General features: G+C 44.4%; 14 protein-coding genes. 10 read left to right on the top strand and 4 right to left on the bottom strand.

Annotated features, from left to right (window positions below):
• The first annotated feature begins 174 nt into the window (after positions 1–174).
• Both KJ365_RS15930 and KJ365_RS15925 read left to right on the top strand, forming a co-directional pair.
• The gene (locus KJ365_RS15930; protein WP_214452818.1) at positions 175–2,004 is read left to right on the top strand and encodes a choice-of-anchor I family protein; all 1,830 of its coding nucleotides are present in this window, start codon (positions 175–177) and stop codon (positions 2,002–2,004) included.
• Between the two features lie 245 nt (positions 2,005–2,249).
• Positions 2,250–2,624 (top strand): PH domain-containing protein, encoded by a 375-nt coding sequence (locus tag KJ365_RS15925; RefSeq protein WP_214452667.1) that lies wholly within the window; start codon positions 2,250–2,252, stop codon positions 2,622–2,624.
• A 93-nt stretch (positions 2,625–2,717) separates the two neighbouring features.
• Here the strand turns inward: KJ365_RS15925 and KJ365_RS15920 are convergent, their stop codons facing one another.
• Positions 2,718–4,337: a bifunctional metallophosphatase/5'-nucleotidase gene (locus KJ365_RS15920; RefSeq protein ID WP_214452666.1), complete on the bottom strand. Its 1,620-nt coding sequence runs from the start codon at positions 4,335–4,337 to the stop codon at positions 2,718–2,720.
• Positions 4,338–4,769: 432 nt separating this feature from the next.
• Between KJ365_RS15920 and KJ365_RS15915 the strand changes: the two genes are divergently transcribed.
• Complete coding sequence (locus KJ365_RS15915; protein WP_214452665.1) at positions 4,770–6,065, top strand: hypothetical protein; 1,296 nt, start codon at positions 4,770–4,772, stop codon at positions 6,063–6,065.
• A 78-nt stretch (positions 6,066–6,143) separates the two neighbouring features.
• A complete protein-coding gene (locus KJ365_RS15910; RefSeq protein WP_214452664.1) occupies positions 6,144–6,377 on the top strand; it encodes a hypothetical protein in 234 nt (77 codons plus the stop codon).
• A gap of 325 nt (positions 6,378–6,702) precedes the next feature.
• On the opposite strand, the gene KJ365_RS15905 is transcribed toward KJ365_RS15910, so the two are convergent.
• Positions 6,703–7,710: a hypothetical protein gene (locus KJ365_RS15905; RefSeq protein WP_214452663.1), complete on the bottom strand. Its 1,008-nt coding sequence runs from the start codon at positions 7,708–7,710 to the stop codon at positions 6,703–6,705.
• A 99-nt stretch (positions 7,711–7,809) separates the two neighbouring features.
• Positions 7,810–9,234, bottom strand: coding sequence for an exodeoxyribonuclease VII large subunit (gene xseA / locus KJ365_RS15900; protein WP_214452662.1), 1,425 nt, complete (start codon positions 9,232–9,234; stop codon positions 7,810–7,812).
• Between the two features lie 107 nt (positions 9,235–9,341).
• Between xseA and guaB the strand changes: the two genes are divergently transcribed.
• The 5 genes from guaB to pseI all read left to right on the top strand — a co-directional run bounded on the left by guaB (position 9,342) and on the right by pseI (position 14,496).
• Entirely contained in the window at positions 9,342–10,811 is a 1,470-nt protein-coding gene (gene guaB, locus KJ365_RS15895; RefSeq protein ID WP_214452661.1) for an IMP dehydrogenase, read from the top strand.
• 86 nt (positions 10,812–10,897) lie between these two features.
• Positions 10,898–12,475, top strand: coding sequence for a glutamine-hydrolyzing GMP synthase (gene guaA, locus KJ365_RS15890; RefSeq protein ID WP_214452660.1), 1,578 nt, complete (start codon positions 10,898–10,900; stop codon positions 12,473–12,475).
• Between the two features lie 28 nt (positions 12,476–12,503).
• Positions 12,504–13,007, top strand: a complete 504-nt coding sequence (locus KJ365_RS15885; RefSeq protein WP_214452659.1) for a GNAT family N-acetyltransferase — start codon at positions 12,504–12,506, stop codon at positions 13,005–13,007.
• Positions 13,000–13,440 (top strand): hypothetical protein, encoded by a 441-nt coding sequence (locus tag KJ365_RS15880; RefSeq protein ID WP_214452658.1) that lies wholly within the window; start codon positions 13,000–13,002, stop codon positions 13,438–13,440. The genes KJ365_RS15885 and KJ365_RS15880 overlap by 8 nt, the downstream gene beginning before the upstream one ends.
• A 3-nt stretch (positions 13,441–13,443) precedes the next feature.
• On the top strand, positions 13,444–14,496 hold the full coding sequence (gene pseI, locus KJ365_RS15875; RefSeq protein ID WP_214452657.1) for a pseudaminic acid synthase: 1,053 nt from the start codon (positions 13,444–13,446) through the stop codon (positions 14,494–14,496).
• Between the two features lie 29 nt (positions 14,497–14,525).
• Here the strand turns inward: pseI and KJ365_RS15870 are convergent, their stop codons facing one another.
• Positions 14,526–14,900 carry a VOC family protein gene (locus tag KJ365_RS15870; RefSeq protein ID WP_214452656.1) on the bottom strand — a complete coding sequence of 125 codons (375 nt, stop codon included), beginning with the start codon at positions 14,898–14,900 and terminating at the stop codon, positions 14,526–14,528.
• Positions 14,901–15,068: 168 nt separating this feature from the next.
• Here KJ365_RS15870 and KJ365_RS15865 point away from each other — a divergent pair, with 168 nt between their 5' ends.
• Positions 15,069–15,233: a hypothetical protein gene (locus KJ365_RS15865; protein WP_214452655.1), complete on the top strand. Its 165-nt coding sequence runs from the start codon at positions 15,069–15,071 to the stop codon at positions 15,231–15,233.
• Positions 15,234–15,265 lie beyond the last annotated feature (32 nt).

The raw sequence follows: 15,265 nt of genomic DNA, 5'->3' as shown, positions 1-15,265 counted from the left end.
ACCTACAAATTGATCCCTGCGTTACATTGCTACCAATCTAGTGCGATATTTACTTTCGTAAAAGTGTCGTAAAAATGTAAACAATTGGTCACAAATCCATCAGCAAACTGTCACAGATATCCGACAGCATATTGAGTGGTTTTAAACTCACTCAAATAATAAGGGTATCTAATGATGTCGAACAAAAAGAAGTTGCTGTTGGCGATGACTAGTGTGCTAACACTAAGTTTGTCTGGTTGTTTTTTAGAAGGTGACGATGGTTCACAAGGGCCTGCAGGACCTGCGGGACCTGCTGGTGCAGTCGGTGCCCCAGGCGCTGATGGCGCAGACGGACAAGACGCCCCCAACTCTCTCAGCGCAACTTTAATAGGACGAGCGGTGCTCAACCCGAGTGACCCAGAAGGTGCAGCTGAAATTGTCGCGTACCAAGCAAGTAAGGGTTGGGTATATGCGGTAAACAGTTCTGCCGACCCGGTAGTGGTTGAAATTTTAGACATCAATAGCTTAAGCCCAGAAGCCTTGACCCCAGATGCAGAAGGCGTAGTAGATAATACCAATGTAACATCAGCGATCACTTTAGATGTGAACACATCAAGCGGTTTAACCGGTGATGCCAATAGCATCGCGTTTGACAATAACAACGAAGTATTGGCCGTGGCGGTTGCCGCTGAAAATACAGGCGATCGCGGTAGCGTTGCATTTTATGATGTTTCTGGTGCGCAACCGGTATTTATCAAAAACGTTGAAGTTGGCTTTTTACCAGATAGCGTAGCGTTTACTCATGATGGCACAAAAGCAGTCGTTGCAAATGAAGGCGAGCCTGCTGGCGATTATAGCGTTGACCCTGAAGGATCAATCTCGATCATTGAATTAACCGACGGCGTGCCGGCTGATGATGACATCGAACTTACGCTAGAAGGTTTGGATCGAGCAGCGTTGGAAGCGCAAGGTGCAGTATTTGCCAATCCAGATGGCAGAACAATTAACGGAAATCTTTACACTGCCTCTGTAGAAAAGGACTTGGAGCCAGAATTTGTAGGGATCAGCGAAGACGACACGCTAGCGTTTGTATCTATCCAAGAAAACAATGCGCTTGCGATTGTCGATTTAACGACCAATACACTTTCCAACGTTATCGGCCTTGGCTTTAAAGACTGGGGAAGCTTAACGCTCGACGCGTCTGACAGAGACAGTGGCGTCAACTTCAGAAGTTATCCTGGGCTCTATGGCATTTATATGGCTGATACTGTCGATAGCTATACATGGAATGGCGCTAATTTTATTGTTACGGCAAATGAAGGTGATGGTCGCGAATACTTCTTTGACGCAGCAGACGAAGCAACGTGTACTGCAAACGGCGGATTAGATTTCGACGAAGATGATGGATGTTTAGCATTTATAGACGAAATTCGAGTCGAAGATCTCACCCTTGGTGCTAACTTCGATTACGTCAATAATGACGATAACGATATTGGTCGATTGCTGGTAACTACCTTCCTCGGTGCAGATGATGATTCAACCGATGGTTCAGGTACTTACAGCGAATTGTATACATACGGCGCACGCTCTTTCACCATATGGGATACAAACGGCTTGGTCGTGTTTGACTCTGGCGACGATATGGAACGTGTCACTGCTGCAATTTATGGACCTGCGTTTAACAACAACAACGATGAAAATGAAGGTGACACTCGCTCAGATGCCAAAGGCCCAGAGCCAGAAGCCTTAACTATCGGTAAAATCGATGGCAGGAATTATGCATTTGTTGGATTAGAGCGTATGGGCGGAGTCATGGCGTACGATATCACTAACCCTTACAACGTTGAGTTTGTTGGATTCTTCAACAATCGCGGTGTGGTCGAAGGCGCGGATATCACCGGCGATCTTGCACCAGAAGGCATGAGCTTTATAGAAGCAGCCGACAGCCCAACGGGTGAAGCACTGCTGGTAATTGGCAATGAAATCTCCGGTAGCGTATCTATCTGGGAAATAACCGTACCCTAACCAAGTATGAAGAGTAAAAAAAGGCGCTTCAGAAGCGCCTTTTTCATAACGTTTCTCGCTAATCGCTGGTCGACTAACGTAATGGCATAGCCTTTTACAACCCCCAGTAAGCATGTACATAAGGCCGATACGCAAAGTTTAGGCTTTCTTTTGCCATTTCGTTTGAAAGCTTATGTACTTTCTGTCATAACTAACACATAACACAAGGTAACGTGTCGTTACTCAATAAATGAAAGGAAAAGTCCATGGGATTATTAGATGCAATGCTTGGCAATGCCAGCGAGGTAGATGTTACAGAGGTTGCTGAAGAGTTGGCGCCGGTGCTAAGCAACAACGAAAGCGTACTTCAAGCATACAAAATGGTGAGAGATTTGTATGTGTTCACGTCACACCGTCTGATGTTCATCGACAAGCAAGGGGTTACCGGTAAAAAAATCGACTACCTAAGTATCCCTTACAAATCGATTACTACATTCAACGTTCAAACTGCCGGACGTTTTGACACCGATTGTGAATTGAGTATATGGGTGTCGGGCCGCTCCGATGCGATAAAAGTTGAGATTGCTGCTAAGTTGGCAACCGATGTGCAAAAATCGCTGGCGAATGCGCTTTTTAGTTAAACACATCATGAATGTTAGCGACTAAGAGGAAGCGCAAAACAATCGCTAACATTTGAGAAGACTTTCTCAAATATTGCCCTTTATACACTCCCTCTATTTCACAGGGGTGGATGATAAGTTAAAGGGCTGTTGTAGAAGCTTTATGTAGTCTACCGTAGCATCTATATCAAGCCCATAAGTACCCACAAGTCGACCTTGATCATATCCCTGATTATTTAAAATGTAACCATTACCCGCCATGGTATACGTTTTTAAGTCCTCAAGGGGTAGCCCATCAATCTGGATTTGTCCCATTTCGTCAATCTTTACATTCTGACTGTAAAAGTGGCGTTCAACCAGCAAGCTTTTAAGTTGCGCCCCGGTATATTCCCTGACCACCAGAGGGTTGTTAAAAGGCTGAATAGCAAAAAGTTGGCCCCATGTAACTTCGCCCTCGACTAGGTCAGCTCTTACTCCACCCCTATTCATGATGGCTAAGTCAGCCTTAAGGGCAAAACGGTGAGAGTCAGCGATGAACTGTCCGAGATCGTTTTCGGTCGCAACGGCGAGATAGTCTCCAACGCGCTTGTTAGTTAACGACTGTGCGTAATTAATAGAAGCCTGCTTTAGCGTTGTAATCTCCGCCAATAGGTCTTTTGCTTTAGCGTCTAAGCTAAGGTTGGCATCCGCTTCTGTCATTACTACCTTTGCATTTGCTTGCACAATATCACCGCTTTGCTTGTTTAGCGTAATGGTAATATCAGAATAAGCGCGCCCACTTGAAAACGCTTGAGTGACTAAGAATTGTTTACCGTTTGTGTTGCTAACGTACGCGTTTGTAAAGCGATGTGAATGCCCAGTTACCAGTACATCCACCGCGTCGGGCAATGCTTGTACAAAACGCCCAAATCGGCTGTCTAAATCGATACCCGAGCTTTGTTTAGTATCACCTGCATAATAATCATCAGCGGTGCCATCATGCACAATCACAACAAGAGCTTGTACATTTTGGCTTTGCAATTCATTCACATATTTAGCGACGGTGCTAGCTTGGTTTTCAAAGCGTAAGTCGTCAACAATGCCCGGCACGACGAGTTCAGGGGTAATATCTAAGGTGATCCCAATAAACCCAATGGGCACTCCGTTTACAGTATGTACTACATAGGGTGGCAAAATAGCTTGGTTGTTTTGTTTATCGATTACATTGGCGCCCAAAGTGATGTAATTAGCGCCTTGCCATTGCGGGTGAATAAATGGGCCATCGGCATGGTTTCCGCCCTCGAGCAGGCGCTTCATCTCTTCGCTGCCCTCATCAAACTCATGGTTACCTGCAGCGCCAATGATTTCACACGGGTTTGCAACTAGCGATTGGCAATAATTGTTAAACAGGTTCAAAAAATCGATAGCCGGTTCGTCTTGCAATAACGCCGATTCTGCAGGGCTTGCGCCAACATGGTCTCCCGCGTGCAGGATAAAGCTGTGTTCGGTGGTATTGCCTATTGCATGCAGCAAGTGCCTTGAAAGCTGATACATGCCACCGTGATTTTCAAGCTGAGAGATTTGGCCATGAAAGTCGTTTATACCTAGTAGTTGCACCGTGAATTGCTCGCTGTTTGAATCTGTCCTGTGAGCCACCGAATTGCTTTGTTCAGGAGAATAGGCGCAGGAGGACACTGCTACGAGTAAGCTACAGACTAAAGAAATTCGAATTAAAGGAAGTGTAGGAAAAAGCATGAAGAGCAGGGTCCTTTGTTGTGATTGCGTGTTCGCATAGAGCTATTTGTAATCATAACAAAATCGATGAAATACGCACCTGTTCTATGCAATGCGTGAGTAACAACAAACAGTCTATGTATGATGCTAAGTATTAAAAATTTATCGTCTAGGTAAGATTATCTAAAGTCAGTTCGCACAGCTAGACTATTACTCGACCCTTATAGCAAGGCTTATCGTAGTGGTTAATTGCGAGCACATATTTATACGGGGGCGTCTGATTCATCTATTTGTGGCGTACTTGGAGATCGTTAGCTCACTTTCACGAATGATTAGTATCATGTAATCTATGGAAAGGGATGTGATTTGCTTAGGGGCGCAACCAGTGGGATTGTCTAACCCCTTTAACATTCACGGCTTTAGTCTAAGATAAAGATGCATGGAGCAAATAAAATGAAATACGTAGTTACCTTATTAATATCCATTGGGATCGCTTTTTATGCGGGGTTTTATACGCATAAAAATATCGCTGTTAAAGGTGAGCCAGAGATGTTTCTGGTGGATAAAACGCCGACCGATATACAAAAGCCTTCGTTGAATACAGCAGAGAGTGTAGAGCCGATTCAACTCAATATGCCTTCGAGGTCTGACAATAACGCTGAGCAAGAACCGGCCTTATCAACTCAAGCCTTGTTTGAAAAAGTTCAGGGTTACATAGACGTATCCCCAGAGCAAATGTCGTTTAGTGAGCTGGTGGCATTCTATAATCTAGTCGATGACTTATCAGAAGATGACTTATTATCACTTCTTGATATTTACATGGCTAGAGATCTTGAATCTGATTCGTTGGCAATCACAACTATGTTTAATAAATACTTGGAGCTTAATCAACGTGCAGCATTAGATTTTGCGGCCTACGAAGTAGCGAATCAGGAGATGCAAATGCGCTTGGTAGGCGTCGCACTCATGGCGATGGCCAAAGACAATGCAGTTGCCGCATTGGATTACATTCAACAATTTGAAAATAGTAATTGGTCCTCCGATAAAGCACAGAGTTTCCACAGCATTTTTTTAGGGTTAACACTCAATGAGTTAGCAAAGCAAAACCTACCTTTAGCGGCCGATAAATTAAAGCAATTTGAACAAAGCGGTCGAGACATAATGAGCCTTGTTGGCGGTATTGCCAGATCATTAACCGACAAGCAACAATTTGCAGACTTTCTTTTTATGACGGAAAATATCGATAACAAGCAAGTTGCAGACACTATTATAAGAACATGGACACATTCAAATGCAGAAGAAGCAAGTGATTGGTTGGTAAACCAATACCAGGGCGATAGGTCTGAAGAGTTAAGAGAAACACTCATAAGCTCATGGGCGTTCAGAGATGCAAAAAGCGCGGCGAATTGGGTTTTGGCTACATCTACGAGGGACAATTTAACAGCGGAAGTGAAAGACCTTGTACGTGCATGGAGCTATGATGACCCAGAGGAGGCGTTAGATTGGTTTAGTCGACAAGATGAAGCCATATATAACCAGGGTAGCTTTAAGGAATTCATTACAGGTGCAAGTTACAACCATCCAGATTTTGCTGCAAAATACTTAAGCTACTTATCCGACGACGCATCTAAAGCGTCTGTATCTGTGAGGATTTATAATAGTTTTAAACGCCAAAGTGACAGCAAAGCGCAGGCGTTTTTAGATAGCTCACCTTACAAAGACAAAATTATTGAGCGCGCGCGAAACTAGCTTAACGAAGTGTTTGTAATAGATAATAGCATGAGACTTTAGAGCATTGGCTCTCACATTGTTTTAACGAGGTACAGTATGACGGTTACAAGATTATGGTCGTTTGTCGTTTGGATTCCTCTAACGCTATTAATTTTTGCATTTTATAATGTTGATTATATGTATGCAGTTCTTTTTGCGTCAGCTCTTAGTTGTGGATTGCTGGTTGGTAACGTAAATAAGAACGATGATGATCTAAAAAAGAAGTATGAAGAATTAAATCGCAAATTCGATGAATTACAGCGAGCTGTGGAAGATTTACAAAAACATTAATCTGCCCTTCTGTATGTAGAAACGTTAAGTTGCAGTTTATGTTTTGAGGGCAATGTTGTTTATAAAGGCGCAATACATTTGGATACATGTAAAGTGAGTATAAGGAAAAAACAGCAAACTTAGATAAATAGCCGACATGGTTGCCGACTTGGGAATACATCATACTGTGCACAGTGAGCTAACTAATGCTGCTTAGAAGCCATATATTAACACTCCAAATGGCTGTTTGACGTTCTATCGCAATAATGGAAGAGGCGTCCACGAATGTTACGCTCTCGTCTATTAATTTAGTAAGGCTTACAATAGCTTATCAATGAAAATACTTTTACTGACGCATCGACTGCATAAACGAAGACTCTTGCGGCACTTTGATTTGTGCCACAGATTCATTCACTAAACTTAACATCATACCTTTGGGCAGGTTACCTGTTAGCTTCACAAACTTATCGTTTTGTGTGAATAAAAACTGAGTGCTGTACACAGGGTCGATTTGAGTCTCAAGTGCGACTTCCATTGCCAAACCTGAAATAGGTCCTGATGCTGAAGCAAGCTCAGTGGTTTGAATTTCAGAAATAAGGTAATCACTCATTTGAGCTTGTTCAATCAGTGTTTGAATTTGCGTACGCTCTATCTGCATTTCAGCTGATAAGCTTTCTTCAAGGTTTTTGTCTGGGTGAGTAAATGGAGATACTGGATACACAGAAACATCCACAACCGCATCTGCAAAATCTGGGTGTAGGTAGCGAGTTATGCTGCCTTGGAGTGGGTCATGGTAAAGCGCGGTTTGACTGCGCACAAAATCACCGATTGTTTCAGGTAGCTGCAGTTGGTTTTGGTAATCACTGGCGCCGATAATTTTGTATATGCGCTCGGCACTGAATACTTCATTTTCTTGAACGCTAGAAACCCACTGATTTAGCACGGCTGTGGCGGTTGCATCTAATGTGTCTGAATGCGGCACTTTTAGATTGAAGTCGTCGACCGGAATGCCGCGCCAGCTTGTGGTCATCTCTAATACGAGGGCCTTCTCGCCGCGCTGGGTGTCTGTTTCAATCAGCGCGCTACTTACGAGTAATTCATATTCAGAGAGGTTTAACGCCTCATGCACATCCATACTCATCGGATGCTTATTTAAGATGTTGCTAAGCGTTGCGGCATCAAGCACATTTAGTGTGCAGGATTTGGTTTCACATTCGCTGATCACTTCGTCGCTTAATTGGGCTGCATAAACAGGCCAACTTTGCTCATCTTGAGAATAAGAAAGTGCTGAAAAAGAGAGGGCTACGCCCATACAAGCGATAGAGATTTTGCGAGAGAAATCCGTAAATACCATTATAACTACGTCCAATGTAAATCGACAAAAAATGATAGACTAAGAATAACATTGGGCTAAATTCCAAACAACGAATACAATTTCTTAAAAATCAGCCGTCTAGGCCTTATCGTCGCCTTTTACCTCAATAACGTGTGACAAAATCTCGCCATCTGTCAATTTTGTGACGATCGTATCCTTAGCCGATACTTGTTCAATGCTGCGTACAATTTTCTGCTCATGATATGAGATACTATAGCCCCGTGAAAGCGTAGCGAGAGGACTTACTGATTGCAGTAAATTCGCTTGTGCGGCTAGCGCATTACTGCGCTTTTCAATGAGGTTTGTTTGTTGCTTTATCATCGTCTGCTTGAGCTGTTTTAAGCGTACTTGTTGTTCTTCGAGCATAGCGGTTGGGTTTTGTTTACTCAAATATACTTGAGCGTGTTTTGCGCGCTGCTCAGACTCATGCATTGACACTTTCATTGCACGTTTTAAATTCGCGAGTAAATCAGTTAGTGCCGTCTGCTGTCGCAAAATAGCGGTTTGCGGGTGACTGTTTGCCAGTCTTTTTTGCAGGCCGTTGAGCATGGTTTGTTGCTTGTTGATGTTATTTGCAGGGCTTAGTCCTGCCAGCCTTGCCATAACAATATCAACACTTTGTGCAAGACCGCGATAACGTTGATTCATGGCTAATGTCATTCTTTGGCGCAATTGCTCAACGGAGCGTTTTAACACCTGTGCATCTTGACTGATGGTCTCGGCTGCTGCGCTCGGTGTAGGTGCTCTAGCATCTGCCACAAAATCAGCAATCGTCACGTCAACCTCATGTCCTACGGCGGAAACAATCGGTAAGTCTGAGGCAAATATAGCTCGTGCAACAGCCTCCTCGTTAAATGGCCATAAATCTTCTAGCGAGCCGCCACCTCTACCCACAATTAATACATCTACTTCATTGCGTGCATTAGCGACTTCTATTTGTTTAACAATTGAGCCAGCCGCTTGTTCACCTTGTACCATCGATGGGTAGATAATGACTTCAATGGCGGGGTTGCGTCTAGCAAGTACGTGCAAAATGTCGTGCACTGCTGCACCAGTAGGGGAGGTGACAAGGCCTAATCGGGTAACGCTGGCAGGAACAGGGCGTTTGCGGCCTTGCTCAAATAATCCCTCGCTTTGCAGCTTGGCTTTTAAGGCTTCAAAGGCAAGCTTGAGTTGCCCGACGCCCTCTGGCTCAATATGTTGAGCAATTAACTGATAATCGCCGCGCGGCTCGTAAAGGCTTATATTCGCCTTAACAACCACCTTATCTCCCGCTTTAGGCAAAAAGCCCGCGCGCTGGTTTGCACCGCGAAACATCGCGGTTTTTACCTGCGCTTGGCTATCTTTTAAAGTGAAGTACCAATGCCCCGACGATGCAGCAACAAAATTACTCACTTCGCCGGTCACCCAAACCAGTCCAATTTCGCTCTCAAGCACGCGTTTTGCAAAGCGATTGAGCTTGCTAACGCTTAAAATACTAACTTGATTGGGAGTGGCAAACATAAACACCTAAATTTGTTCAACGATTTTGGTAATTGTAGTTTACCCAAGTATAAAAAAACACTACAATTGCACCGCAATTAAGCCACTACTCACATAGGTAAAATTGCATGCTCCGCATCGAAAAAGAAGCTTTCACCTTCGACGACGTATTATTGGTGCCTGGGCACTCCACTGTGTTGCCTCACACTGCCAACTTATCTACTCGTCTGACCCGAAATATCAAACTGAATATGCCAATGATGTCGGCGGCCATGGATACCGTGACAGAAGCTCCCCTTGCTATTGCATTGGCGCAAGAGGGTGGAATTGGGTTTATTCACAAAAATATGAGTGCAAAAGCGCAAGCTGAGCATGTGTTACGTGTTAAGAAGTACGAAAGTGGCGTAGTACAAGACCCAGTAACCGTAAAAGAAGATGCCACCATTGGTGACACCAAGGCACTTAGTAAGCAGTTAGGCTACAGCGGCTTTCCGGTAGTTGATGATGAAAACAACTTAATTGGTTTGGTGACCGGTCGTGATTTACGTTTTGAAAACCGTCTTGACCAACCCATTAGTAAAGTGATGACGCCAAAAGAAAAGCTCGTTACAGTCACCGCGGATGAAAGCCCCGACCATGTAATGCATCTGATGCACGAATATCGCATTGAAAAAATCTTAGTAGTCGATGATGCCTTCAGACTCACTGGGTTAATCACCGTTAAAGACTTCCAAAAAGCAAAAAGCAAACCCAATGCCTGTAAGGACTCAAAAGGCCGTTTGCGTGTTGGCGCGGCGGTGAGCGTTGGGCCTGGTACCGACGAGCGCATTCGTTTATTGGTAGAAGCCGGTGTAGACGTATTGCTGATTGATACTTCTCATGGTCACTCACAAGGCGTAATTGACCGTGTTAAAGCAGTTAGAAAAGAGTATCCAAATATCGACTTAATCGCCGGTAATGTCGCCACAGGCGCCGGCGCAAAAGCCTTAGTAGATGCTGGTGTTGATGCGGTGAAAGTAGGTATTGGCCCAGGTTCAATTTGTACCACTCGCATTGTCACTGGCTGTGGCGTACCACAAATTACGGCGATTTCAGACGCCGTAGACGCTGTAGATGGCCTTGGTATTCCAATTATTGCAGATGGCGGCATTCGCTTTTCGGGTGATATAGCCAAAGCCCTAGCGGCAGGCGCAAGTTCGGTAATGGTAGGCAGTATGTTTGCTGGAACCGAAGAAGCACCCGGTGAAGTAGAGCTTTACCAAGGGCGTTACTATAAATCGTATCGCGGAATGGGCTCTTTGGGCGCAATGAACCAAAGCAATGGCTCATCTGATCGTTACTTCCAAGACAGCAGCAACGTTGAAAAGCTGGTGCCAGAAGGTATTGAAGGGCGCGTCGCTTATAAAGGGCCTATTGCGAACATCATTCATCAGCAGTTAGGTGGCTTACGCTCAGCGATGGGACTCACAGGATGCGGCACGATAGAGTCACTGCGCACTGAATCTAAATTTGTAAGAGTCACTTCAGCGGGCATGGGCGAGTCACATGTGCACGATGTGAGCATTACCAAAGAAGCACCAAACTACCGCTTAGGGTAGTAACAATATTGTACCTTTTAGCTTTATTACCCTATAGGTTATGCCAATGTAGACTGGCGTAACCTTCTTTTATATTAGGAATACAAATGTCGGCGAATATTCACAGTCAAAAGATTTTAATTTTAGATTTTGGATCTCAATACACCCAGTTAATTGCCCGACGCGTGCGTGAAATAGGCGTGTATTGTGAGCTTTGGGCGTGGGATGTGAGCGAAAAGCAAATCCGCAACTTCGCGCCCGACGGCATTATTCTATCGGGTGGCCCTGAGTCGGTGCCAGAAGCTAACTCTCCGCGCGCGCCGCAGTATGTGTTTAACGCCGGTGTGCCGGTGTTAGGCATTTGTTATGGCATGCAAACCATGGCGCATCAGCTTGGCGGCAAGGTACAAGGCTCAGACATGCGTGAGTTTGGCTATGCACAAGTTGAGTTACTCAGCGCTACCGCTTTGTTCGATAAAATTGAAGACGAGATAAGCGCAAACGGCAATGCCTTGCTCGACGTGTGGATGAGTCATGGCGACAAGGTCAGCGATGTTCCACCAGGTTTTACGACGATTGCTCAAACCCCTAGTTGTCCTCATGCAGCTATGGTAAATGTTGATAAACAATTTTACGGCGTGCAATTTCACCCAGAAGTTACTCATACCAAGCAAGGCATGCGCATGCTTGAGCATTTTGTGATGCAAATATGTGGGTGTGAAAAGTTATGGACCGCTGGCGCGATTATTGAAGACGCAGTGGCTCGCATCAAAAAGCAGGTAGGCGACGACGAAGTCATACTGGGCTTATCTGGCGGTGTTGACTCATCGGTGACTGCCATGTTGCTGCATCAGGCAATTGGCAAACAGCTTACATGCGTGTTTGTCGACAACGGTTTGCTGCGTTTAGACGAGGGCAAGCAGGTCATGGAAATGTTTGGTGACCATTTTGGCCTCAACATCATTAAAGTAGATGCAGAAACACGCTTTTTAGACGCGCTTGCGGGCGAGTCAGATCCTGAGAAAAAACGTAAAATCATTGGTAATGAATTTGTGTACGTTTTTGACGAAGAGTCGAACAAACTTGAAAATGCAAAATGGCTAGCTCAAGGCACGATTTACCCAGATGTGATTGAGTCTGCGGGCTCTGCAACCGGCAAGGCGCATGTTATAAAGTCTCACCATAACGTGGGTGGCTTGCCTGAAAATATGAAAATGGGACTCGTAGAGCCACTACGTGAGTTGTTTAAAGATGAAGTGCGCAAGATAGGTCTCGAGCTTGGTCTGCCCTACGATATGCTCTATCGTCATCCCTTCCCAGGGCCTGGCTTAGGTGTACGGGTGCTAGGCGAAATCAAAAAAGAATACTGCGACTTGTTGCGCCGCGCCGATGCTATTTTTATCGAAGAGCTGCACAAGGCCGATTTGTATCATAAGGTTAGCCAAGCATTTACCGTATTTTTACCCGTGCGCTCTGTGGGAGTGATGGGTGATATGCGTAAGTACGATTGGGTAGTGTCGATTCGAGCCGTTGAAACCATTGATTTTATGACAGCGCGCTGGGCTCATTTGCCTTATGAGTTTTTAGGTAAGGTCTCTAATCGCATCATCAATGAAGTTAACGGTATTTCTCGCGTGGTTTATGATATTTCTGGCAAACCGCCAGCGACTATTGAGTGGGAATAAGCTAGGCGTCATGATGGCGGATAAGCGCGTGAGTGACATCACTCTACGGGAAGCTAACCTAAGCGATATGGAAGCTTTGTTGCTCTGGCGTAATGATGCATTGACCAGAGCAATGTCTATAGACACCCGCGAATTAGACTTACCAACCCATCAACAGTGGTTTACGCAAGCGCTCAACAATGAGCGCTTTTACATTTTAATAGCCGAGCTTGCTGCAAATGATGAGCGTCTGGGAATGGTAAGATTCGACCTAGAGGCTGACCTAAGCAAAGCTAAAATTTCCATCAATTTATCTTCACAGTCCCGCGGAAAGGGCTATGCAAGTCGCTGCCTAACAGAAGCAATTGAACTGTTTAAAAAACGCTATCGACAATGTGACGCTATACTTGCCCAAATCAAAACCAATAATATAGGCAGTATTCGCAGTTTTGAGCAGGTGGGGTTTTGTTTGGACGCGACTCAAGATAATCAAGATGAACAAAGTGATAAGTTGCTTAGTTATTATTTAAATCTAGGAAATGAGTATGAGTAAGTCAGAAATACAATTGCATGAGCTTGTGAAAAACAAAGCAGAGCATGTCGATTTCTTGTTTCATCTGCTCACCGAGCGCCAGCATAGTATTAGCCACACCAGTATGCCGAACTTTGAAGAACATCAGCAGTTTATTGATAATCACCCTTACCGTGCATGGCTACTAGTGAAGCAAAACGGCGCCTATATTGGCAGTGTATACTTACAAACCGATAACTCTATTGGCATCAACTTCTTGCCAGAATACTATGGAGCAATTGGCGCTGTGGTGCAGTTATTGCAGTCTCAATTCACGCCATTGCCGGCATTAAAATCTGTGCGCAACGCTAAATTTCATGTGCATGTTCCCGCTGCCGATAAAGAGCTTGAAAAAGCCCTTGAAGCGCTTGATGCAAACAAGCTGCAAACCACCTATTTGTTAAAAGAGGTTTAACTTATGCTACGCCCCGTTACCATTGCTGGTAGAGAAATTTCTCAGTTTATGCCGCCGTATGTGATTGCTGAAATTTCAGCAAATCATAACGGTGATATTGAGCGGGCTAAGCAATCGATTACCGCCGCCAAAAAAGCAGGTGCTAGCGCGGTCAAAATTCAAACCTACACGCCAGATACAATGACCATAGATGTCGATAAAGACGACTTCAAAATTACCGAAGGTTTATGGGCGGGCTATAATTTGTATCAGCTTTATGGCGAAGCATATACGCCTTTCGAATGGCATGCTGAGTTATTTGAGCACGCTAAAGCGGTGGGCATTACTTTGTTTTCCTCCCCTTTTGATGAAAGCGCCGTTGACCTATTGACGCAACTCGATGCACCGGCTTTTAAAGTGGCTTCATTTGAGCTTGTAGATATTCCGCTCATTCGCTACATCGCCAAACAAGGCAAGCCTATGCTCATGTCTACCGGCATGGCTTCTCACGACGAAATTGCTGAAGCGTTAGAGGCTGCAAGAAGTGCAGGCTGTAATGACATAGCACTGTTTCACTGTATTAGCAGCTATCCAGCACCACTTGCACAAGCAGACTTAAAGAGCATCATTACGCTGCGTGATAAATTTCATGTTCAGGTTGGTCTGTCGGACCATACGCTAGGTAATTTAGCATCTGTGGTTGCGACCTCACTTGGCGCTAGCGTGATTGAAAAGCACTTCACTTTGAGCAGAGCAGATAAAGGGCCTGACAGTGAGTTTTCCATCGAGCCCGATGAACTCAAAGAGCTCATTACCGCCACCGAAGAAGCCTTTAGCAGTTTAGGTGCGGGCGAAGAAAAACGCGCTGAAGCAGAAGGGCAAAACGCAAGGTTCAGACGCTCTTTGTACTTTGTAAAGCCACTGCAAAAGGGCGAAGTGATTACTCAGGATCATGTCAGACGCATCAGACCTGGCTTTGGTCTAGCACCCAAGTACTTGGATGATATTTTGGGTAAAACGGTTACTGCCGATATGTCACCCGGAGATAGAGTTTCTTGGGATGTGGTTGTTAAATAACTGCTGCCTCTGCAATCAACTCTGTTCGCTTACCTATGCTGGTCAACCAATATTGGGTTGCCGTCGGGGTCGGTCATTATAAAGTTAGCTGGGCCTTTATTGTTTTCTCCAATCGGCTTCCCGCAATCGATGCCTTCGTTGCTTAACATTTTTTGTAAGTAACGTACGTCAATATAATCGTCGATGTTTTGGGCATTGTGATCCCAACCGGGGTTGAATGTGATGGTGTTTTTTTCAAGCATTCCCTCAAACAAACCAATTACTTGGTTGTTCTTATCTTTCATGATTAGCCATTTTTGATCCAAGTGGCCCGCCATTTGACTAAACCCAAGTTTTTCATAAAACACTTTAGACACTTCAATATCAGACACTTTTAAACTTAGAGACAATAAACCTAATACCATGATAATACTCACTAATGTAATGATTTTTATGACATCAACATAGCAGATTGAATAATAAAGGCAAACCACTCATGCAATAGATATTGGTATTTTGAGTAGGCTGAATCTAGCTAGATATTTCAAATGTTTGGAGTGTTTGAGTAATGCGGCAATTGGTGGGACATAGTATTGATCAAACCTAAAGCTGTTATTGTCAGTGCTACATATGCCGGCAAAGACATTTATTTAGTTTGTTTTTACCATATTGCTGATTACCCTACTAAACTGGAAATTCCAGAAACCAACCTGAAAAAACTCATCAACAATAGAACTGGCCTGCGGTTAATTATTTAATAAATAGTAAGTTGGTTCATGTACGACAACAT

It is taken from the genome of Glaciecola sp. XM2, assembly GCF_018595715.1.
GTDB lineage: Bacteria > Pseudomonadota > Gammaproteobacteria > Enterobacterales > Alteromonadaceae > Glaciecola.
Note: the sequence above shows the minus strand (reverse complement) of the source record. Positions and strands in the feature narration are given on the sequence as shown.